Origin of the sequence: Ignatzschineria larvae DSM 13226, from assembly GCF_038500265.1 — a bacterium.
GTDB classification, from domain to species: domain Bacteria; phylum Pseudomonadota; class Gammaproteobacteria; order Cardiobacteriales; family Wohlfahrtiimonadaceae; genus Ignatzschineria; species Ignatzschineria larvae.
The window spans coordinates 908,521-930,655 of record NZ_CP150637.1 but is presented as its reverse complement, the minus strand read 5'-3'; the positions used below and the strand labels follow the sequence as shown (position 1 = coordinate 930,655).

Annotated in this window: 15 protein-coding genes and 1 pseudogene; 5 read left to right on the top strand and 11 right to left on the bottom strand. The window is 41.9% G+C overall.

Features of this window, described 5'->3' with window-relative positions; translation table 11 throughout:
- Window positions 1-76 precede the first annotated feature (76 nt).
- The 5 genes from hisC to panB form a co-directional block, all read right to left on the bottom strand.
- Window positions 77-1,207 (bottom strand): histidinol-phosphate transaminase, encoded by a 1,131-nt coding sequence (hisC, locus tag WMO13_RS03985; RefSeq protein ID WP_084331464.1) that lies wholly within the window; start codon window positions 1,205-1,207, stop codon window positions 77-79.
- 137 nt (window positions 1,208-1,344) lie between these two features.
- Window positions 1,345-2,655, bottom strand: coding sequence for a histidinol dehydrogenase (gene hisD, locus WMO13_RS03980; RefSeq protein ID WP_026878707.1), 1,311 nt, complete (start codon window positions 2,653-2,655; stop codon window positions 1,345-1,347).
- Window positions 2,656-2,779: 124 nt separating this feature from the next.
- Window positions 2,780-3,673, bottom strand: a complete 894-nt coding sequence (gene hisG / locus WMO13_RS03975; protein ID WP_026878706.1) for an ATP phosphoribosyltransferase — start codon at window positions 3,671-3,673, stop codon at window positions 2,780-2,782.
- 555 nt (window positions 3,674-4,228) lie between these two features.
- The gene (gene panC, locus WMO13_RS03970; RefSeq protein ID WP_026878705.1) at window positions 4,229-5,083 is read right to left on the bottom strand and encodes a pantoate--beta-alanine ligase; all 855 of its coding nucleotides are present in this window, start codon (window positions 5,081-5,083) and stop codon (window positions 4,229-4,231) included.
- A 149-nt stretch (window positions 5,084-5,232) separates the two neighbouring features.
- Entirely contained in the window at window positions 5,233-6,045 is an 813-nt protein-coding gene (gene panB / locus WMO13_RS03965) for a 3-methyl-2-oxobutanoate hydroxymethyltransferase (protein WP_026878704.1), read from the bottom strand.
- A gap of 166 nt (window positions 6,046-6,211) precedes the next feature.
- On the opposite strand from panB, the gene WMO13_RS03960 reads away from it, so the two are divergent.
- Together WMO13_RS03960 and WMO13_RS03955 are read left to right on the top strand one after the other, a co-directional pair.
- A complete protein-coding gene (locus WMO13_RS03960) occupies window positions 6,212-6,808 on the top strand; it encodes a class I SAM-dependent methyltransferase (RefSeq protein ID WP_051396172.1) in 597 nt (198 codons plus the stop codon).
- 93 nt (window positions 6,809-6,901) lie between these two features.
- Window positions 6,902-8,104, top strand: a complete 1,203-nt coding sequence (locus WMO13_RS03955) for a hypothetical protein (RefSeq protein WP_051396171.1) — start codon at window positions 6,902-6,904, stop codon at window positions 8,102-8,104.
- A gap of 814 nt (window positions 8,105-8,918) precedes the next feature.
- Here WMO13_RS03955 and lysS read toward each other — a convergent pair.
- Window positions 8,919-10,442: a lysine--tRNA ligase gene (gene lysS / locus WMO13_RS03950; protein WP_026878702.1), complete on the bottom strand. Its 1,524-nt coding sequence runs from the start codon at window positions 10,440-10,442 to the stop codon at window positions 8,919-8,921.
- A 940-nt stretch (window positions 10,443-11,382) separates the two neighbouring features.
- Window positions 11,383-12,843: an IMP dehydrogenase gene (gene guaB / locus WMO13_RS03945; RefSeq protein ID WP_026878701.1), complete on the bottom strand. Its 1,461-nt coding sequence runs from the start codon at window positions 12,841-12,843 to the stop codon at window positions 11,383-11,385.
- Window positions 12,844-12,994: 151 nt separating this feature from the next.
- Here guaB and pgsA point away from each other — a divergent pair, with 151 nt between their 5' ends.
- Entirely contained in the window at window positions 12,995-13,558 is a 564-nt protein-coding gene (pgsA, locus tag WMO13_RS03940) for a CDP-diacylglycerol--glycerol-3-phosphate 3-phosphatidyltransferase (protein ID WP_026878700.1), read from the top strand.
- A 459-nt stretch (window positions 13,559-14,017) separates the two neighbouring features.
- Here the strand turns inward: pgsA and dctM are convergent, their stop codons facing one another.
- From dctM to WMO13_RS03920, 4 genes and pseudogenes are all read right to left on the bottom strand, one after another.
- Window positions 14,018-15,301, bottom strand: a complete 1,284-nt coding sequence (dctM, locus tag WMO13_RS03935) for a C4-dicarboxylate TRAP transporter large permease protein DctM (protein WP_026878699.1) — start codon at window positions 15,299-15,301, stop codon at window positions 14,018-14,020.
- Between the two features lie 159 nt (window positions 15,302-15,460).
- A complete protein-coding gene (locus tag WMO13_RS03930) occupies window positions 15,461-16,135 on the bottom strand; it encodes a TRAP transporter small permease (RefSeq protein WP_026878698.1) in 675 nt (224 codons plus the stop codon).
- Window positions 16,136-16,309: 174 nt separating this feature from the next.
- Window positions 16,310-17,242: pseudogene (locus tag WMO13_RS03925) on the bottom strand (TRAP transporter substrate-binding protein); the annotation flags it as partial.
- A gap of 753 nt (window positions 17,243-17,995) precedes the next feature.
- On the bottom strand, window positions 17,996-19,390 hold the full coding sequence (locus WMO13_RS03920) for an amino acid permease (protein ID WP_026878696.1): 1,395 nt from the start codon (window positions 19,388-19,390) through the stop codon (window positions 17,996-17,998).
- Window positions 19,391-19,768: 378 nt separating this feature from the next.
- Here WMO13_RS03920 and WMO13_RS03915 point away from each other — a divergent pair, with 378 nt between their 5' ends.
- Entirely contained in the window at window positions 19,769-20,482 is a 714-nt protein-coding gene (locus tag WMO13_RS03915) for a 5'-methylthioadenosine/adenosylhomocysteine nucleosidase (RefSeq protein ID WP_034855520.1), read from the top strand.
- A 243-nt stretch (window positions 20,483-20,725) separates the two neighbouring features.
- On the top strand, window positions 20,726-22,117 hold the full coding sequence (locus tag WMO13_RS03910; RefSeq protein WP_026878694.1) for an NAD-dependent succinate-semialdehyde dehydrogenase: 1,392 nt from the start codon (window positions 20,726-20,728) through the stop codon (window positions 22,115-22,117).
- Window positions 22,118-22,135: the final 18 nt, after the last annotated feature.

Genomic DNA, 22,135 nt, shown 5'->3' with positions numbered 1-22,135 from the left:
TCTAGGTCAATCGACTCTAGTAGCCATTCTAATAACCATCCTCGTTAAACTGATTCTAGCGATTGCCGATCAGGCTCTATGACAAGCCGGCTAATACCGCTACTAACGCCTCATTCTCTTCAGGTAACCCCACCGAAATTCGAACACACTGATTCAATTGCGCTGAGGATTGTTGCCGTACAAAGATTCCCTGATCAGTTAAAGCATTGATCGCTTTCGTTACATCTCGTAATTGCACTAAGATAAAGTTAGTATCACTTGGGTAGACTCTGATCACTTCATTACAGGCGGATAATGCTTCGATGAGCACTTTTTTATTCGCTAAAATAGTAGCTCGATCTTGTTGCATTTGCGCAATACCCTCATCGCTGAGAGCCATCTCCGCCATCGCAATGACCGGCACCGGAATCGGATAAGGACTCATTACCCGGCGAAGTAGTGCAATTACAGGCTGATTTGCCACCACAAAACCACAACGAATCCCCGCTAAACCAAAGGCTTTAGAGAGCGTTCTAATGATCGCTAAGTGCGGATAATCTTTCAATTTTGGGGTAAACGATTCTGCTTCACTCAATTCAATATAAGCTTCATCCACCACTACAATCGCGCGATCTCGTGCCTTTTCTAAAATTTGTATCATCTCCTGCGCATTCATCTTATTAGCCGTAGGATTATTAGGGCTACAGAGGAAGAGCATTTTGATTTTCTGATCTGAAAGCGCCGTTAAAATTGCCGGTAAATCCAAAGAAAAATCATCTTGCAAAGGAACAGCTACCGTCTCAACGCCGTAGAGATCACAGGTCACCTGATACATTCCAAAAGTGGGGGGACAGTAGAGCAATCGATCTTGCCCCGGCTCACAAAAAGCTTTAATCAAAAGATCAATCCCGGTATCTCCCCCTAATGTGACCAATATCTCACTCGGATCAACTTGTAAGAATTTTGCATAACGATTGATGAGTGTTGTAGGTTGCGGTTCCGGATAGCGATTAGCCTCTAAGGTTAGAGAGTAACGCCGACCATAAGGATTCTCATTGGCATCTAGATAGATTGCGCCCGACACTCTCGGTGCTGTGATATAAGGTTCACTGTTCAAGATACTGCGCCGAGCAAGTGTGTCAATGTTCGCCTGATTTTGAGCATCTTTGTTATTATCCCTTTTATCAGCTTCTTTCTTCTCATTTTGGTTCTCACTTACCCGCTCCATTACTCCCCCTTCTTAAGACTTTTCAATCTCATATTATTTCTATAATGATTGTTATTCTATAATTCTTGATCTTGCTGATGTGATTGATTTGTTTGGTATGATTTGTTTGGTATGGTTTATCCCATTAGATTAACTATCTAATTGGACGGATTATTCCCGGCATCTGCTAACGCTTGTAGTCGAACTGCCACTGCTAATTTATGGGCATCGAGTTGTTCTCTCTCCGCTAACAGTGCCACCGTAGGTCCGAGCGCTTCAAAACCTTTTTGAGTTAAGGTCTGCACTGTCATTCGCTTGCTAAAATCGGCCAATCCCAAACTTGAGTAGGTCTTAGCATACCCATAAGTGGGTAATACGTGATTCGTGCCCGAGGCATAATCGCCCATCGATTCAGGGGAATACGCGCCTAAAAATACGGAACCTGCGTGACGAATAGCCGGTAATAAGGCTCGTGGATTTGCTGTCTGAATAATCAGATGTTCGGGCGCATAAGCATTACTCACCGTAACCGCTTCGCTTAAATCGGACACAATAATCGCGCGACTTTGCGACAGGGATTTCTGCGCCGTTTCAGCTCTCGAGAGCTGTTGTAATTGGACTTTGATCGCTTCCATTACGCGCGGAATCAAGGCCTCATCCGGCGTAACTAAAATCACTTGTGAATCCGCGCCGTGCTCTGCTTGGGATAGAAGATCTGAGGCGACAAAATCGGGATTAGCTTCTTGATCGGCAATCACTAACACCTCTGACGGACCTGCCGGCATATCAATAGACGCGCCACCGGCCATCATACTCACCTGCTTCTTCGCTTCTGTAACAAAGCTATTTCCCGGCCCAAATATCTTATCGACTTTAGGGATAGACTCCGTACCTAATCCCAAGGCAAAAATTGCCTGCGCACCACCCATCTGATAAATTTTTGTCACGCCACAGCGCTTTGCAGTATAGAGAATCTCATCGGCAATCGGCGGGGGCGATGCAAGTACAATCTCCCGGCAACCGGCAATCTGCGCCGGAATCGCTAACATCATCACGGTTGAGAAAAGCGGTGCTGAACCACCCGGAATATAGAGCCCCACAGAATCGATCGCCCTTGTGGTGACTTCACAGGTAATTCCCGGCATTGTCTCCACCACAATATCATTCACTTGTTGTGCTAGATGAAAGCGCTCAATATTTTGATACGCTTGCTCAATGGCCTCTTTAAAATCGGGACCGAGCCTTGCTTCAGCCTCTGAAATTTGAGCCTCGCTGACTAAGAGTTGGGATAATCGTACACCATCAAATCGCTCAGTGAGCGCCAAAATCGCTTGATCCCCTTTCCCGGCAATCTCCTTGCCAATTTCGGCCACAATTTGTTGAATATTCTCACCGGCTTTCTGTGCCGGACGCTCTAACGCTTCCCGCCGTTCCTCTTCACTTAAATCTTGCCAAATCAGACAATCCATCTCACCTTTCACGATCCTTACCTCATTCTTTGCCGAACTGTTTTATACTTCTATTCCATCACTCTACAAGCGTGTTCCCTATTCCCTGTTCCCTCTTCCCTATACTCTATTCCGGCACTGAATCTCAAGCCATCATCTTCTCAATTGGTAATACGAGAATAGAGCTTGCCCCTTTCCCTTTGAGCGCCTCCATCGTCTCCCAAAAGAGCGTTTCACTACTCACAACGTGAATCGCCACACGAGAGGCATCGGTCGCAAGCGGTAAAATAGTAGGATTTTCAGCGCCCGGTAGTAGTGCGGTAATCTCATCTAACCGATCTTTCGGCGCGTGCAGCATAATATATTTCGACTCTTCGGCTTGAATAACACTCTGAATACGAGGCATTATCTTATTAATGAGAGCTTGTTTCTCTGAGTCTAAAGGTGTAGTTGTTTGAATTAAACACGCTTTTGATTGAAAGATCACTTCCACCTCTTTAAGACCATTGGCCTCTAAAGTTGCGCCCGAAGAGACTAAATCACAGATCGCATCGGCTAATCCTGCCCGAGGTGCTACTTCCACAGAACCGGTCAAAAGTGAGCTTTTAAAACGAATCCCCTGTTCTTTCAAATAGCGGGCTAAAAGATTCGGAAATGAAGTGGCAATCCGCATATCAGTAAAATCGGCAACACCTTGATATTGCCAATTTTGAGGGACTGCTAATGAAAGCCGGCAACCACCAAAGGGTAGAATCTGTAAGACTTTATAGAGCGAATCAATAGAAGTCTTTCGCCCGAGTGCTGTCTCTTCTAGAACATTTTGTCCGACAACGCCTAAATCCACCACACCATCAAAGACTAATCCCGGAATATCGTCATCCCGCACTCGTAGAATATCAATCGGCATATTTTCAACGTGAGCGATTAATTTATCTTTAGTCACATTGATTTTTAACCCACTCTGCGCGAGTAGTGCTAATGATGCATCACTTAAACGCCCTGATTTCTGAATGGCTATTTTCAAGCGCTGATTTTTCATATTCCTCGATCCTTTCCTTGGTCATTATTCTTTTTTGTACTACTGAGATAGTACAGTATTACAAATTAACGATGAACGCAAACAAAAAATCAATTATTTACCCAAAAAATGAAAATCCATAGCAAGAATCAGGGACTGATAATCTATTATTAATTCATTAGGTTACCTTGCTGTAGAAAACTCTATATCGAATATTTCAGAGATATAGTAATGTCGGTTCAAAATAAGCTTATTTAAATGCCGGCGCATCAGTTGTAACAAGTAAGGAAGCTATTCTATCCGGCATCTTGCAAGTGTTGTTTAGTACACTTTTATGTTCTTTTAAAACCCCATAATAGCTGCTTAAAAGCCATTTTTCTTAAACCAAATTTACTATAGTTCATTAGGTTATCTTGCTATAGAAAACTCTATAGCGAATATTTCAGAGATCCATTTTGCAAAGATCGAATCAAAAAGCCACAAAAAACGCCTTATCGATTTTGCTATAAAAATCAATAAGGCACGGATATTATAATCTCCTTGCAGAGTGATATTTCAATTACTGAGAATCATCAATTAAGGCAATGAAACCTCTAGGTTATCCAATAATCTTGGTTTACCCAATTTAGCAGCGGCTAAGATCACTAATTCTCGGTCATTCTCTTGTGCTTCCTCAAGTCGATCTTGAGTGCGAATCGTTAGATAATCCACCTCAAAGCCTGCGCCATTGAGTTTTGCAGACATTCTCTTCTCTAAATCTCGATAGTAGATTCCGCTAATACGATCTGCTTGAGCTGTCTCTTTGATCTCTTGTGCCATCGTTTGTAATGTCTGCGAGAGCTTTACCGCTTCGCGCTTCTCTGCTTCGGTTAGATAGCCATTGCGACTTGATAATGCTAAGCCTGAAGCTTCCCGCTCAATCGCAACGGGAATAATCTGAATATTAAAATTGAGCGCTTTCACCATCGCTTCAATCACTTTTAATTGCTGATAATCCTTGCGACCAAAGCAAGCATAAGTGGGTTCGACAATATTGAAAAACTTACTCACCACTGTCGCTACGCCCTCAAAATGACCCGGACGGCTTTTACCACAAAGATCTTGAATCAATGATTTAGGCGGTACCACTAAGAAAGGCTCATCATCATAGAGCATCGATTCTGTCGGTAAGAAAAGTGCAGAAACCCCCTCTGCTTCCAATTTTGCTTGATCTTCTGCTAATGTACGAGGATAACTCTCTAAATCTTCCCCCGGACCAAATTGTAAGGGATTCACAAAAATCGAAACGATCACATTCTCTGAATGCTTCTTCGCTTCTTGCACAAGTGAAATATGGCCTGCGTGCAGATTCCCCATTGTCGGAACAAAAGCCACTGTGGCTTGCTTTTGTCGCCATTCCCGTACCGCTTCAATACTCCGTAAAATTTCCATAGTGCTTTACTCTCTTTAGATCTTTTTGAGTCTTTTTATTTTTTAATTTTTGAATCTTTTCTGTTCTTTCCTACGCTTCATACAATCGTTAACGAGGTAATATCGTTTGAAGTCGTTGAAAGCAATTTAAAATCGTTTAAACCTATTATTTATGAAAAACTGTGAACTTCATCTGGGAAAGCCCCTGATTTTACTTCACGAATATATTGGCTAAAAGCCCCGTGAATAGAGCCATTACCGGCTTCAATAGCCACGGCTAAGAAGTTTTTGACAAACTTCGGTGTCACTTCGCTACTCAATCCAAGCATATCGTGCATCACTAATACTTGCCCATCGGTCATATTACCGGCACCAATGCCTATCACCGGAATACAGAGCGCTGTTGCTAATGCCTCACCCACTTCAGCCGGCACACATTCTACAACCAATAGTTGCGCTCCCGCATTTTGATGCGCTCTTGCTTCTTCGATAAGCTGTGCGGCCATCTGCAACTCCCGGCCTTGAACCTTATAACCGCCCATAATATTCACCGCTTGCGGTCTTAAACCAATATGCGCACAAACCGGAATCCCTCGCTCTGTCAGAAATGCGGTAATCACTGCAACCTCTACACCGCCCTCGATTTTAACCATTTCCGCACCGGCTTTCATCAATTCAGAGGCAGCGTGAAATGCTTCTCGTTTAGAAGCTTCATAGGTACCAAATGGAAGATCTGCCACGATAAACGCGCGCTCATTAGCACGAACCACATTTTCAGTATGATAAACCATCTCATCTAATGTGACCGGCAATGTCGAAGCGTGTCCCTGTACCACCATTCCTAGCGAATCACCGATTAAAATTGTATCAATCCCTGCTCGATTCATCTCTTTAGTAAAAGTCGCATCGTAACAAGTTAACATCGTAATTTTCTCACCTTGATCTTTCATTTTTTGTAGATCAGTGATTCTTAATTTACGCATCGTTTTTCTCTCCATTTTTAATTTGGAATTTAACAAAATGTGGTTATCATATAAGATCTTCCTAACAAAATCATAGAATGATCTTCATTCAACTCAGGTATTATACTCCCTCAATAAGATTAATTTGATTATTATACCCTTTCTCTCGTTTATTAAAAGGATTTTTATGGCTCGTTATCGCTATCTCAATGCCATTCACCCGATTATTGAGCGTCATTTACACGCATTAATTACGCCTACTTCTCGAGTCATTGATGCAACACTCGGCAATGGTTTTGATACTGAAAAAATTATCGAACGACTAGGCCCTAAAGGTGCTATTTATGCTTTTGATATTCAACAAGAAGCGGTCGAGCGTAGTCGGGATCGTCTGCAACCGATTTTTAACCGCCCACAAGAAGATCGCCCCGAAATAACCCTGATCTGCGATAGCCATACACAATTTGCACGCTATATTACCGAGCCCATTAATTTTATTATCTATAATCTCGGCTATCTGCCCAAAGGGGATAAAACGATTACCACACAAGCTCATACAACCTTAGAGAGCATTAAAGTGGGATTACAATTATTAGCCCCGAATGGCACAATGCTGATTGCTCTCTATCCCGGTCATCCTGCGGGAAAGGTTGAAAAATATCATTTAGAGAAATATCTCTCGCAATTAGATCAACGGCAATTTCACGTCTTACAAGAGCAATTTATCAATCAACAGAATCATCCCCCGCTGATATATCTTATCGAAAAGGCAAAAGTATCGTAAAATAATCACTTTATTGAAATAAAACATTTAGTTACTTTTCACTACATTGCGCTCGACACTTATTCTTCTACATTTCGGTCATCCATCACAACTATGTTTAAAAGCTATCGCCCTTACCTTATTGCACTGCTGCTCGTGTTGCTACTACACGGCGGTATCGGCTATCTGCTCTTAAAAGATGAGAAAACACGTGTCGATACTTATCTCACTGAAGCTGAAACCATTCAAGTGAGCTTTCTCCCGGCACAGTTTGAGGAAACACAAGCAGTGGAAGAGTCGATAGAAGAGCCTATCGATAAGACTTTAGAAATGGACAGTACTCTTCCGGAAGAAGCGAGTGAAGATCAGCCTAGTGATGAAACCGACGAAGAAATGACAGAAGCATCACCTGAGGCAATAGAAGAGGAAGATTCTGAAGAGATAGCAGAAAATGAAGATTCTGATGATCAAGAGGAAGCGGAAGAAACCTCTGAAGAGAGTGGCGAAGAGCCTGCTGAAACAGAAGAAGAATCAGAACCTCAAGCACCGAGTTATCGACAAAATCTGACCGAAAGCGCCAATATGATTCGTGATAATATTCTCCCACCTCGCAAAGAGGGGGAATATCGCCGAACCATTACGACAGAGGAAGATCCTTACCAAAAAATGGTCGAGAATGCCGTAGCGCTGTTAGCCGATACGCCGTTTTTAGATAAAGAGTGGAAAGATGCGCCGGCTGATGAAGAAACGCCCACCTACTACTCTCCTGAGTTTTTTGAGTATTTGCAAAAATATAACCCTGCCGAACCTGAGCAACCAGAAGTTGTCGAAGAAGAGATTGCCGAAGCAGAAGCCTCTCCTGAAGAAGCAATCATCGATAAAGAGGCTCAATTTACCAATGATCAACCTGTCACATTGATCGCAACCTTTATCGATCCTCCTATTGATGAGGCAATCTTAGAGCAAGAAGCGAAACAGAAAGAGGAGACAAAAGCCCGAGCAATGAGCACTAATATTCTCAATGCGGCTACGAATCAACTTCGCCGGCAGGAATATAATATCTCACTTGCTTCTAATGAGTGTTATGAGCGCTATATTAAAGGAAAGAACTTCCCTATTACAGTGGCTGTAATGATCTTTGAATCCCCATTACGAGTGGGCGTTTACCGCAGTAGTGGCAATGATGCACTCGATCAATGTGTCGTCAATATGGTGCAACAAGTCGTTCAAGTCCCCTCTGAAATGGAACGTATCAGAGAATACGCGCCCCGCTTAGGAAAAAGCTATCTCCTCAATGCCTCATTTAATGGCAGATAATGCGCTTGATTACTCTTAATCAAAGCTAATTCCCCGCGGGGGAGAATGCTTGCAAATCCAGATCAATCTCGCGCCCGCGGTTGAGGCTCTCAAAGTGCTTCACAGTTGATAAAACCATATTAATCCCTCGCAATAACAGATGTGTAATAGTAATCTTCCGTCATAGGGAAATGCCACAACTGCCGGCGCACGATTGTGATTAAAGCGGGATCATTCGCCCCGGCGATGCGATACATTGTCTTATTATTCCTAATCAAAGCTGATTCCCGGCGGGAGAGAACGCTTGCAAATCCAGATCAATCTCGCGCCCGCAGTTAAGTTGCTCAAAGTGCTTCCCAGTTGATAAAACTCTATTAATTCCTCGCAATAACAGATGTGTAATAGTAATCTTCTGGTATTGAAGAAACGCTTTAATAGCCGGCGCACGATTATGATTAAAGCGGGATCATTCTCCCCGTCGATGCGATACATTGTCTTATTATTCCTAATCAAAGCTGATTCCCGGCGGGAGAGAACGCTTGCAAATCCAGATCAATCTCGCGCCCGCGGTTGAGGCTCTCAAAGTGCTTCACAGTTGATAAAACTCTATTAATTCCTCGCAATAACAGATATGCAATATTAATCTTCCGTCATAGGGAAATGCCACAACTGCCAGCGCACGATTATGATTAAAACGGGATCATTCCCCCGACGATGCGATACATTGTCTTAGTCACTCACAATAAAAAACTCGAAATACTGTTCCTAGTACTTCGAGTTTATAGTCTATTGTCTCTATAATCTTACTAGCTCTACAAAAAGAGATTATGAGCGCTTAACTATTGCGTACACGCATATGTGGGAATAAGAGTACATCCCGAATTGACGGCGCATTAGTGAAGATCATCACAAGACGATCTATCCCGATACCTTCACCCGCTGTTGGTGGCATACCGAATTCAAGAGCGGTCACGAAGTCTTTATCATAATGCATTGCTTCATCATCGCCGGCATCTTTATCTTCAACTTGTGTCATAAAGCGTTGATGCTGATCTTCAGCATCGTTTAACTCCGAATAACCATTCCCGACTTCTCGACCACCGATGAAGTATTCAAAGCGATCGGTAATTAATGGATTCTCATCATTTTGACGCGCTAATGGCGATACCGCTAAGGGATAACCTGTAATAAAGGTGGGTTGTAAGAGCTTTTCTTCGACTTGATCATCAAAGATCTCCATTAAGATTTTGCCCCAACAATCATTCTCTTTATCATATTTGATATGTAGATGATCTGCGAGCGCAGCAACACCCTCACGAGTATTGAGGTCGTAATCTTTTGCCACATCACAATATTTAAGAATCGATTCTTGTACCGTCATACGCGCCGCAGGAATTGCGAAATCGATCTCATAATCTTGATATTGAACTTTGGTTGAACCCTCATTCACGCGAAGAGCGATCTCTTTCATCATCGCATCGGTCATATCCATCATATCTTGATAATCGGCAAAGGCCCAATACCATTCCATCATCGTAAATTCTGGGTTATGGCGGGTTGAAACCCCTTCATTACGGAAGTTACGGTTAATCTCATATACCCGCTCCATTCCACCTACGATCAGACGTTTGAGGTAGAGCTCTGGCGCAATACGTAAGTAGAACTCCATATCAAGCGCATTATGATGTGTAATAAAAGGTTTTGCATTCGCACCGCCGGGAATTGAATGCATCATCGGTGTTTCCACCTCTTCAAAACCGCGGGCATCCATAAAACTTCGAATTGTACGAACGATGAGATTCCGTTTACGGAAAGTCTCTCTTGATTCCATATTGGTAATCAGATCGAGATAACGTTGACGATAACGCGCTTCTACATCTGTTAAACCGTGGAATTTATCCGGCAACGGGCGAAGTGATTTGGTTAACAGAATCAGTTGGTTCGCGCGAACGGTTAATTCCCCTTTATCAGAGCGAGAAACTTCACCTTCCACACCGATAATATCACCCACATCCCAAGTCGTGAAATCTGCAAAGGCATCTGCGCCAATAAGACCAGTATTCACAAATACTTGGATATCACCGGTTTGATCCCGTAGACTAATAAATCCACCTTTACCAAAAAGACGTTTAGCAACGATACGACCGGCCATCTTGACGATCTTACCCTTCTCTTTCAACGCATCACGATCAAGGCCTTCCATCTCTTTATGAAGCGCTTTAGCGTGTGTATCTTTACGGAAATGATTAGGGAAAGCCACCGACCGCTCTTCACGAATCTTCGCAAGTTTCTCACGGCGCTCTGTAATAAGATGATTTTCAGTTTGATCGTGATCGTTCACTACAGTCTCTTTTGTCATTATAAATTTCTACTTTCAATAATGGTTAAACATTGATTTAGAGTTTAGTGGTGTACCACCCCTCTAACCTTATTTATTCTTACTTTAAAAGCCTATACGAATGCTATTCGTATGTCTTAAATGTTGGTAATGTCTATCTATCTTGGATTTTGACCGATTAATAGCGCAATCTCTCTATAATAATCTGAATCAAACACCATTGCATAAAAAAATATTACCTACGTCATTACAATGTTCGTCAATATATCATAAAAGCCTAACTTAGGCAGGTACATACTCTATCCACTTCAAAGAATAAGTATCTTTTACAATATCTGAGAAACTGCGAGCATATCTCATGCGGGCGCAAGATTGATCTGGACTTGCAAGCGTTCTCTCCCGCCAGGAATTAGCCTTGATTAAAAATCACTAAGACAATTATCCGCATCGCCGGGGCGAATGATCCCGCTTTGATAATAATCCCGCGCCGGCAGTTGGGGCATTTATCAATGCCGGAAGATGAATATTGTTTTACTCAATTAAAGAAACTTTAAGCCTCTCATGCGGGCGCAAGATTAATCTGGACTTGCAAGCGTTCTCTCCCGCCGGGAATTAGCCTTGATTAAAAATCACTAAGACAATTATCCGCATCGCCGGGGCGAATGATCCCGCTTTGATAATAATCCCGCGCCGGCAGTTGGGGCATTTATCAATGCCGGAAGATTAATATTACACCTTTGTTATTCCGAGACATTAATATTGTTTTACTCAATTGAAGAAACTTTGAGCCTCTCACGCGGGCGCGAGATTGATCTGGACTTGCAAGCGTTCTCTCCCGCCGAGAATTAGCTTTTATTTAAAACAGATTTATCTCAAATCAAAAAACAAAAATCTCGAGAGTAGAACTCCCGAGATGTTTAAATGGATTTTTATTACGAAACCTTATATTCAGCTAATGCGATTAACGTGAATAGTTAGGTGCTTCTTTAGTAATAGTCACATCGTGTACGTGTGATTCACTCATACCGGCACTTGTGATCTCTACAAAGCGTGGTTTAGTGTTCATTTCAGCAATTGTGCCACAACCCACATACCCCATTCCTGCGCGGATACCGCCCATTAATTGATGTACGATAGGGGCTACTGAACCTTTATAAGCAACGCGTCCTTCGATTCCTTCTGGTACCAGCTTATCCGCACTTGAACCTTCTTGGAAATAACGATCTGAAGAACCGGCATTCATCGCACCGATAGACCCCATACCGCGGTATGATTTGTAAGCACGACCTTGATAGAATTCAATTTCACCGGGTGATTCATCAGTACCTGCTAAAATTGAACCGACCATAATCGAGTTTGCGCCTGCGGCTAATGCTTTCGCCATATCACCTGAATAACGAATACCCCCATCGGCAATCACAGGAACACCTGTACCACGAAGCGCTTCAGCTACGTTAGCAATAGCACTAATTTGTGGGAAACCAATACCGGCCACAATACGAGTTGTACAGATAGAACCAGGACCAATCCCGACTTTCACACCATCTGTTCCCGCTGCTAATAATGCTTTCGCTGCTTCGCCTGTTGCAATGTTACCGCTGATTACTTGTAGATCAGGATAAGTCTGCTTCACCCAACGAACACGATCAATCACACCTTTTGAATGACCGTGTGCAGTATCCACAATAATCAAATCAACACCTACATCCACTAATTGTTCAATACGTTCTTCTGTTCCGGCACCTGCACCCACAGCCGCTCCACAGATTAGACGATCTTGATCATCAGTCACCGCATTAGGATGCGTATCCGTTAATGAGAGATCTTTAACTGTAATTAAGCCACGTAGTTCATTATTGTCATTCACAACCACTAGACGCTCAAGACGATTAGCACGGAGTTTTTCGATAATCTCTTCTTTGGTCGCGCCCTCGTGGATAGTAATAAGGCGATCACGGTTCGTCATCGCCTCTGTAATATTTAAAGATAGATCCGTTTGGAATCGTAAGTCGCGGGTCGTGATAATGCCGGCAACCTTTTTATCAAGTGTTAAAACCGGCACACTTGAAATATTGCGGTGACGCATAATATTGCGCACCTCTTCTAAAGTGCAATCAGTGGTAACGGTAATCGGATCTGTTAATACACCGCTTTCAAAGTTTTTTACTTTACGTACTTGACGCGCTTGCTCTGCCGGCGTTAAGTTCTTATGGATAATACCAATGCCGCCTAATTGTGCTAAAGCAATCGCCATTTTACTCTCAGTTACAGTATCCATCGCAGCTGAAAGAAGAGGAATGTTTAACGATATTTTCTGAGTCAATTGCGTCTTGAGTGACACATCTCGCGGAAGCACTTCAGAGTAATCAGGGACTAATAATACATCATCAAAAGTTAAACCTTTCTCCATTATTCTAAGCATATATCTCTCTCCAAGAACGCAATTTAAAAGAGCTGTATTTTATCACAATTATTTTCTGAAAGTAGGGATTTTATCAGCCCTTTCAGAGTGTGGAAAATTTTGCTACAATAATCGACGGCGCTTACAAAAACCTTGAGGAGTTGACAAAAGTATGAATCTTCCAAGCCTTATCACTTGGGCACGCGTAGTTGCGATCCCGGTGTTTATTCTCTGTTACTTTTTCCCTACACCTCATAAGCATCTGGTGCTAGCTATTCTCTTTATGGCTGCCGCCGCAACCGATTGGTTAGATGGCTATCTTGCTCGAAAGTGGAATCAAACTTCGAGTTTTGGGGCATTTTTAGACCCCGTTGCCGATAAGCTCCTTGTGGCTGTGGCACTTATCGCCATTGTCGATAATGATCCTCACAAATGGTATTTGACCTTATCGGTAATGATTATTATCAGCCGAGAAATCACCATTTCTGCCCTACGGGAATGGATGGCAAGTATGGGTGAGCGCGGTGTTGTCGCCGTCTCTTGGATTGGTAAATGGAAAACGACCTTTCAAATGGCGGCTATTACCCTTCTACTCTATGGTGAGAAGTTATTGGGTATCCCGCTTTATGAAGTGGGGCTAATCTTTATGCTGATAGCTACCGTTTTAACCCTTTGGTCAATGGTGCAGTATCTCTACTCCACATGGAAAGTATTGAGTGTAAAAGAGAATTTGTAAAACAAGGTAATAAGATATAGTAATATCGGTTCAAAATAAGCTTATTGAAATGCCGGCGCATCGGTTGATCGAAGCAAGACAACTGCTCTATCCGACATATTGCAAGCGTTGTTTAGTAAAATTGATCATCTTTTATAGTAATGTCGGTTCAAAATAAGCTTGTGTAAATGCCGGCGCATCGGTTGTAATAAGTAAGGAAGCCGTTCTATCCGGCATCTTGCAAGTGTTGTTTAAAATCATTTTTCTTAAACCAAATTGACTATATAATAATCGCAATACTTAATCCCCTAATCTAATAAGCCCTTAGACTAAGCTTCAGTCTAAGGACTTTCTCTTGTCACTACATAATCAGGAAAGTCACTCAATCACGATTGCAATTACATTTTGGCTTTTATAGTGACTTTGATAATAGCTTCTATAGTGACTTTCACCATAATAACTCACTTCTCGAGTGCCTGCCTACATCATTCCTAACCAAGTAGGTAATCCTAATGAGATCGCCGGGATATAGGTGATAAGCAATAAGAAGAAGAGCAAAATCATCAACCAAGGTAGCGCCGCTTTAATCGTCTTCGTAATCGGCATTCCTGTTACCGCTGAAGCTACGAAGAGATTAAGCCCTACAGGCGGTGTAATTAAACCAATTTCCATGTTCACCACCATAATAATCCCTAGATGAATCGGATCAATTCCAAGCTCCATCGCAATGGGGAAAAAGATCGGTGCTAAGATCAGAATCACCGCCGATGGCTCCATAAAGCTGCCGGCAATCAGTAAGACAATATTCACTACAATGAGGAACATCCAAGGGGAAAAGCCCATCTCGGTTACCCAACTAGCAATTGTTTGCGGAATCTGCTCCGTCGTTAACACATGGGCAAAAAGCATCGCATTGGCAATGATGAACATCAGCATCACCGTCATCTTTCCTGATTCTAACATTACTTTTGGGTAATCTTTTAAAGGCATATCTCGATAGACAAAGAGGGCTACAAACATTGAATAGACTGCTGCAACTGCGGCAGCCTCTGTAGGCGTATACATTCCTGAATAGATTCCACCCAGGATAATCACCATCAGTAATAATCCCCATAAAGCTTTACGGAAAGTAGTAAACCACTCTTTCACTGTTGCCCTTGGCTGTGCGGGTAACTTTTTAACGCGCGCGACAATGTAAATTGCCACCATTAAAGCAACGCCTAAAAGTGCGCCAGGAACTACGCCCGCCATAAACATCTTTCCCACCGATTGTTCGGTCGCAGCGGCATAGACAACCATAACAATTGATGGGGGAATCAAAATCCCTAAGGTTCCGGCATTACAGATAATTCCTGTACCAAAGGATTGGCTATAACCTGAGCGCACCATGCCGGCAATCGCAATCGAACCAACTGCTGCGACTGTTGCCGGGCTTGAACCTGAGAGCGCAGCAAAGAGCATACAAGCAAGTACTGAGCCAATCGCTAAACCGCCGCGAATATGACCTACACAGACATTAGCAAAATCAATCAAACGGCGCGCAACTCCGCCTGTTGTCATAAATGCCCCGGCAATGAGGAAAAATGGAATAGCCAGTAATGTTGTATGTTCTGATGTTTCAAACATCTTAATCGCCAAACTCCGAGGAGAATCTGGACTAAATAGAATGATGGTTAAAGCACTCGACAAGCCGAGTGAGATCGCAACCGGAATCCCGATCAACATTAAAATAAAGAGTAATAGAAATAAAAATAGTATGGTCATGATCAATCCTTTAGGCTGACTTTATACTGATTATGGGAATCAATATCTGATCTCTCTCCATAATCATTGATGACATTTTCAATAGATATTCAGTAGGTTTAACATTTGAGCAATCTGCCCTAAATAAGTAGTCAATGAGTTAGTCATCACCCCTTTCACTTATTTATCGGCGACTTTAATGTGCTCTGCGGTTGCAATCTCATCGATTGCATCTTTCGCCTCATCGGCAAGCCCGAGTGTATCCTGCTGATGCGTCCAAATGCGGTAACCTACTTCTAAATAACGGATAATGACGAGTAGAAAGCCTAAAGGAACAATCATCGTAATATGCCAACGACGAATGCCAAAGCGATCTAAATCTTCAGCATAAGTCCCTAGTTTATAAAAGTTGAGTACCCAATCTAAGCTGGCAAACAGCATAATGCCACCATAGAGCAGACAAGCACCTAAGCCAATGTAAGCTAAAGTTCGTTGCATCTTTTGATTGAATAACTTCACTAATGCATCCACACCGATATGACCGCTGATACGAACGCCATAGGACATACAGAAAAAGATTAGCCAAGCAAAACATGCAGCCGTAAAACGATTAGACCAATTCATTGAAGTGGCTAAATCCATCATCCAATCACCAATATTAAGGAAGAGATCCTCCCAAAATCCCGGTTCCTCGCCGGCAACCCAATCGGCTAAATGATAAAATGGCGTATAGAGATTATTGAGCATCGTATAGATAAAAGTGACAAAGGTCATCGCTGATAGAATCACAACTGTCACAACAATCTCGGTTTTTTGCCAAGCATTATCGAACCATTGATATGTGCGTAAAAACATAGTTTCCTCTCAATTGCACAATCTCAAGCCCTGCCTCTCATCGAGGCAAAGCTGAGTGAATTATAAAAATCGTCTAATTATTACTAAGCGATTGAAAGCATTTTGATTACTACTTAATCAGCTTTAATCTGCTTTAATTCATCTTAAGCCTAGCAAGCTTTACTCAGTATTACTTTACTCAGTATCAGGGTTATTCGCTTGAAGAGCTGCTTCAATGAGATCCGCCCCGACTTGACCTTGGAATTTCTCCCAAACCGGTTGTACCGCTTTTCGCCACGCATCGCGTTCTTCCGGCGTTAAATAGATAATCTCAGTAGTGCCTGCATCGAGGATACTCTGCTTATCTCGCTCATTCAGTGCATTGGCCTGATTATTCACTTCAACCGTCACCTCAGCGATGATATCGGTCAAAGTATCTCGCACATGCTCAGGTAAACCATTCCAGAAATCAGTATTCGTAATCAACATATAATCAAGAACACCATGGTTCGATTCAGTAATATAATCTTGCACCTCATGAATTTTTTGCGAATAGATATTGGTGTAAGGATTTTCTGCACCATTCACGACGCCGGTCTGTAAACCTTGATACATCTCTGAGAATGCCATTTTACGAGGATTCGCTCTAAGCGCTTTAAATTGCTCATCTAATACCGCTGAGTTTTGCACTCGGAATTTAAGGCCTCGAGCATCTCTTGGGGTTTTAAGCGCTTTATTGGCAGAGAGCTGTTTTAAACCATTGTGCCAATAACCTAAGCCGGTAATCCCTTTATCTTCCATACTGGTTAATAACGATTTGCCGGCATCACTCTGTTGGAAGCGATCCACCGCCGCCATATCATCAAAAAGGAATGGTAGGTCAAATAATTGAATTTTCTTTTGGAAATGCTCAAATTTAGCAAGCGATGGCGCAAGAATATGCACATCTCCTACTAATAGAGCATCCATCTCTTGTCCATCCCCATAAAGAGATGAGTTAGGATAGACTTCCACTTGTACTTCACCAGGAAGACGCTCTTCTGCTAATTGTTTAAAGAGTAGCGCCCCTTGTCCTTTCGGTGTTGTATCAGCGACCACATGGGAAAACTTAATCACAATAGGATCTGCCCATGCATGAACAAAGATAGAACTTCCCACAATCAGTGCTGACATACAGACACGTTGCCATAATTTACGCATTACTTTTCTCCTTTGATTTTAATATGTTGATAACGTTTCATCACCGTTATCGACTCCTCATATCGCTAGTTGTTTGAAATTTCTTGAGGTTTTTGTCCCTTACTTCATTACAACCCGCAATTTTGCTACCATAGATCATCACTATGTGATCCGTTGTTATTCTGTAGTTTTATTACGTTTACTATTACATCCGACTTATTACATCTGTTCTTGTTCAATTTAGATATCACGATTTTGATTCTCATAATTAATCACTAAAATTATGATCTTAAAATCAGCACTACTCCGTTTAAATCAAACATCATGAACTGTACTACCTGAACATATCACGAAATAGATATTTTTTCTTAAAATATAAAGTATTTTGATTTTATTTTGTATAAATTTACAATTTAACAAAAACAAACATATTATGGATAAATATTGTTATACCTTTCAAAATCGGCTTCAACACAATTTCAAGCAATGTTCTCTGTTATACCCATTAATGCCCATTAATGCTCATTCCAATTTATTCCCCGGCAACACCATCATCTGAAGAAATATACACACATAAAAAGAGCATCTGATCTCTCAAATGCTCTCTCTATTTATTTGATTTTTAAAAATATTCTCGACTTAACAATCCGATTATTTTAATTTTCAGTCAGTTATATAGAAATCTAACTAACTCAACGGATTTTATCGCCCCGAGGATTTGGGTTTTGTCACCCGTTTTTTAATCCGAAAACCGATATAGAGTACTAAAATCCAGATCGGCATCACCATCACTGCATATTTCATATTGCCAGATTGAGTCATCATGATTAACAGTAGAATTAAAAAACCAAGGGCAAAAAAGTTACTAAAAGGATAGAAAGGAACTTTAAAACTTAAGCTTTTCGCATCTACTTGTTTTCTAAAACGATACTGCACAATCACAATCAAGCCCCAGGTAATGGTTGCAGCGGCAACGGCTAAGGACATAATGCGCATAAATGCCCCCTCCGGTACTAAGAAATTAATGACAACTGCCACTAAAGTACAGAGTGATGAGAAGAGAATTGCCATAAAGGGCGCGGCATTACGATTGAGCTTCAAGAAGACTTTAGGCGCATTTCCCTGCTCAGCTAAACCATAGAGCATCCGACCATTGCTATAAATTCCGCTGTTATAGACAGAGATCGCTGCCGATAAAACCACTACATTGAAAAATGTTGCCGGAATATTGAGCGGTCCACAAGGAGTATTGACGATACCAAATCCCATCTCTTGGAAGATAATTACAAATGGGCTACCCTCTACTCCGATCTCATTCCAAGGATGCAGAATCATCAAAATCGCAATGGAGAGAATATAGAAAAGTAGAATCCGCCAGATAACTTGTTTAATCGCTTTTGGAATCGATTTTTGAGGATCATCTGCTTCTGCCGCAGTGATTCCAATCAATTCTGTGCCTCCGAAAGAGAACATCACTACAACTAACGAGAGCAGAAATTCTTTAATCCCAAAAGGAAAGAAGCCATCGTATTGCCAGAGATTACTAATCGTTGCGCCATCAACTCCCCAAATAATAAGATAGAGACCTAATGCAATGAGCAGAATAATGGCCATCACTTTGACAAAGGCAAACCAAAATTCAAATTCTCCGTAAATCCGGATTGAAAAGAGATTGAGAATGGTAATCACAATCAATACAAACAGGGATGAAACCCACATCGGGATCTCAGGGAACCAAAATTGGACATAAATTCCGATCGCCGATAGCTCGGCCATACTCACTAAAACGTAGAGAAACCAGTAATTCCAGCCCGCTAAAAATCCCGGAAATTCACCCCAATATTTATACGAGAAGTGACTAAAAGCGCCGGCAACAGGTTCATGGGTAGACATCTCCCCCATCATCGTCATAATTAAATAGATGACAAAGCCCCCTAAAAGATAGGAGAGCAAAATCGCAGGCCCGACTAATGCAATGGATTCTGCCGAGCCATAAAAGAGCCCTGTTCCAATGGCACCGCCGAGTGCAATCATCTGTATATGGCGATTTTTTAATCCCCGTTTGAGTTTTAATACTTTTCCCTTTTCCACCGACATCGCCCTTTCCTACGAATATTTTTCTATTGCCTAAACCTTGCTCAAAATGCAGTAGCACAGTATAACAAGTTTCCCTAATTCTGTGGGAATAAGATGATAGTCGTCAAGTAAAATTCCAGCCTAATAACGCCTAATATAGTAAATTTGGTTTAAGAAAACTGATTTTAAACAACACTTGCAAAATGCCGGATAGAATGGCTTCCTTACTTATTACAGCCGATTCGCCGGCATTTAAATAAGCTTATTTTTAACCGACATTACTATACTTAAGATGCTGGATAAAAATTGCTTGAATCAAGAACCGATCAATCTGATAAAGTAACAATCAAAGTAATAAATCATTAACGATGATTGGCAATATAAAATAGAGGAAATAAGATGGTAGGGATTATCGGGATTATTGGTGCAATGAAGCAAGAAGTCGCTTTAATGGCTTCACTGATTAAAAATCGAAAAGAACAGACTATTGCCGGTGTTCATTTTATTAGCGGTGAGCTGCAAGGTCATTCGGTTGTGCTGCTTCGCTCCGGCGTTGGTAAAGTACAAGCGGCGATGGCGACCACGCTACTTCACGAATATTATCATCCAACCGCTATTATCAATATCGGTTCTGCCGGCGGGCTCGTAAACGGCATGGACATTGGCGATATTATTATCTCCAATGAAACAGCTCACCACGATGTGGATCTCTCTCCTATTGGGCTTGAAGCAGGAAAATTACCCGATCTTCCCCGCACATTCCCCTCTGATCCAGCGCTTGTGACCTTAGTCGCCACTGTTTTAACAGAGCTAGAGATGAATCATAAAATCGGTTTAATTGGTACAGGGGATGCTTTTATTGCCGATCAAAATCGAGTAGAGATCATCAAAAATTGCTTTCCTGATATTTTAGCTGTGGAGATGGAAGCTGCTGCTATTGCCCAGGTTGCCTATCTCTACCAAACTCCTTTTATCGTCATCCGTGCCCTTTCCGATCTTCCTGATAAAGAGATGCCGATGAGTTTTGTGGAATATTTAGATTTAGCGGCTAAAAATTCTGCTGAAATCGTGTTACAAGTTTTGGCCAAAATCGATCAAGTTACACTTACCTAATCACTACATGTTCTCTACTTGCAAGAAGCATTATTGGGGGCAGATGTTGAAAGTAGACTTGAATTCTAAGGGTTTATCCCCATCCATTATATTACGACCTCATATTACGACCCCCATACATAATGGGGGTTATTGTGAAATCAATGAATTTAATTTAACAGCTCAATTAGCAATCAAAATTGTACAACAATAAACAGAGCTGTCTATAATGAAAATTCATTCAACATTTAGGAGTATATAATTATGGCTTTTGTTACTACAAATCCTTATACCAATGAAGTTCTCAAAACTTTTGATAATGCCACTGAAGCAGAGATCTTAGCAGCGATTGATAAAGCAGATAAAGCATTCCATAGCTGGAAAGAACTCCCTGTTAAAGAACGCGTTGGCTATCTACAGAAAGCGGCTGACTTAATGCGTAAAAATAGCGATGAATATGCAAAACTCATCACGCTTGAAATGGGTAAAATCTTTGCCGAAGCCAAAGGTGAAGTAGAACTTTCAGCACAAATTCTTGAATACTATGTTAAAAATGCCGAAGCGCAACTTCAACCACGTAAATTACCCGTAATGGATCCTGCGGAAGGAGATGCGGAATTAGTCTATGAACCGCTTGGTGTTTTACTTGCAATTGAACCTTGGAACTTCCCTTTCTATCAAGTAGCGCGTATCTTAGCCCCACAACTTTCAGCGGGTAACACGCTAATCCTCAAACATGCATCAAATCTGCCACAATGTGCGATGGCATTTGAAAAATTGATGCACGATGCGGGGCTCCCTGATGGTGTATTTATTAATCTTTTCGTCGGTCATAGCGATGTCGAAACCATTCTTAAAGACCCACGCGTTTGTGGGGTTGCATTAACCGGCTCTGAAGTTGCTGGTTCTGCGGTTGCGCAAACTGCCGGTAAGCACCTTAAAAAATCAATCATGGAACTAGGTGGCGCGGATGCATTTGTTGTTCTTGATGATGCAGATATTGAGAAAACTGCAAAATGGGGCGTATTCGGTCGTCATTGGAATGCGGGCCAAGTCTGTGTCTCTTCAAAACGTATGATCGTTGATGCAAAAGTCTATGATGAATATTTAGAGAAATATACAGCAGGCGTTGCCGCACTTAAAGCAGGCGATCCGATGGATCCTGCAACACAACTAGCCCCACTCTCTTCACAAAGAGCGAAAGAAGGTCTTCTTAAACAGATCGAAGAAGCAGTTAAACACGGTGCAACAGCAACAGAAGTTGGCCCAAAAGTACCAGAACAAGGTTGCTTTGTTCAGCCAACAATTTTGACTAACGTTACACCAGATAACCCAGCATACTATCAAGAGTTCTTCGGTCCTGTATCGATGATCTTCAAAGCAAAAGATGAAGCAGATGCAATCCGTATTGCAAACGATTCACCGTTTGGTCTTGGTGGTTCTGTATTTACCAGCGATAATGAGCGCGGTCGTCGTGTAGCGTCTAAAATCTCAACCGGTATGATCTTCGTAAATCACCCAACAATGGTCAAAGCAGATCTTCCATTCGGTGGTATCCGTCGCTCTGGTTTCGGCCGTGAATTAATCGATTTAGGCTTAAAAGAGTTCGTTAATATCAAGCTTGTTGACGTTGTCGATATCGATGCACCTTTCTAAGAGTTGATGATTAGAATC